General features: G+C 55.8%; 1 protein-coding gene and 1 pseudogene. Both read left to right on the forward strand.

Annotated elements, in window-relative coordinates; translation table 11 throughout:
• Positions 1-397 (forward strand): annotated as a pseudogene (locus tag H5U08_RS18785) (polyprenyl synthetase family protein); the annotation flags it as partial.
• Positions 398-474: 77 nt separating this feature from the next.
• Positions 475-1,397: prenyltransferase/squalene oxidase repeat-containing protein (locus H5U08_RS18790; protein ID WP_297036688.1), on the forward strand; the 923-nt coding region annotated here is incomplete at its 3' end.

The following is a 1,397-nucleotide window of genomic DNA, read 5'->3' on the forward strand; positions in this document are numbered from 1 at the left end:
GCAAATTCGCAAATTCGCGCATGCATTTGGCATCGCGTTCCAAATCCAGAATGACCTCAGCGACTGGGAAGCCGAGGAGGACAACAAAAAATTGCTCGGTACGGATTTGCTTTCCCGGCGGCCGACATTGTTTTGGGCACTCGGCTGGCACTTGTTGGGGGCACGGTTTGCAGACATGATGGTAGCCCCCCCTGACGCAGACCATCAGGCGATGGTCGAAAGAATTTACGGAGTTCGGGCGGAATTCGAGCGTTGCGGGGTTTTCGCGGCAGCCGAAAAAATCTTTCGCAAAGAAAGAGAGCGAGCATTGGCACTGGTTGGTACGATTCCCCATGACGAGGTTCGCCATTTCCTGGTGTATCTCACGGAGGCGGTCCTCAGGACGGGCAGGGTGTGAACGTCTCATAATGACCAGTCTCGGTGGGAATATCGTCAGCTTTTGGACAGAAACGACTTCAACGCTGCGAACAAGCGATGTTTTTCAACTTGCCAGGGATTCCGCTGGGAATATTCACCGCCGTTCAAAAGCTGCCGCCGTCTTTTCTGGCCGTTCATCGCGATTGGCTTGGACAACATCAGCAAGACGACGGGGGGTTCCCCGGCCGCAACCCGGGTTCAAGTCTCTATTATTCGGCTTTCGCTGCGCGACTTCTCGCATTGATCGGGTGTTCTCACGCTTCCCAGTGGCAACGGCTGGTGGGCTACCTGAAAAGACAGCTTGACGATGACGGCTCGGTGAAAAGTCTGGTCGATCTCGATTCCGCCGTGACGCTGTACGCCCTGGCTACGATTTTCGCGGATGAGGATCTCTCGGATGTGGGGAGAGCAATTTGCGAAATTTGCCGGTCGCTTTTGAATTCCTTGCAGCGCGACGATGGAGGCTTTGCCAAAGCTTCGCAAAGTGCGGCGGGAAGTACCTATCACACATTTCTCGCCATCATGGTAGCGCGTCTTCTGGAGCTTCCTCTTCCCGATCAGGACGCGTTGACCCGGTTCTTCGCGGCACGTCAGCGGCCGGACGGTGGCTTTGTGGAGTTGCCGTTTCTGCGAAACTCCGGCACAAACCCGACAGCCGCCGCTGTGATTGCCCTGGGCCAGCTCGAAGGATTGGCGGCGGTCGATCTTGATGGTGTGCGTCGCTTTTTTGCCTCTGTCCGGAGACCGGACGGGGGCTGGGCCGCGTCGGCCCATGTTGGCGAAAGCGATCTGCTCAGCACCTGTTCCACCCTGATAAGCCTCAGCTACCTTCGGGAGAAGGATTCTCAATTTGACCTGAATGAGACGGAAAACTATTGCCTTTCTCTGGCGAATGTGTCTGGGGGATTCTTCGGACATTCCAGGGATGATCAATGTGATGTAGAGTACACTTTTTACGGAATCCTCAGTCTGGCGGCCCT

This window comes from Thermogutta sp. (assembly GCF_014359955.1).
Lineage (GTDB): Bacteria > Planctomycetota > Planctomycetia > Pirellulales > Thermoguttaceae > Thermogutta.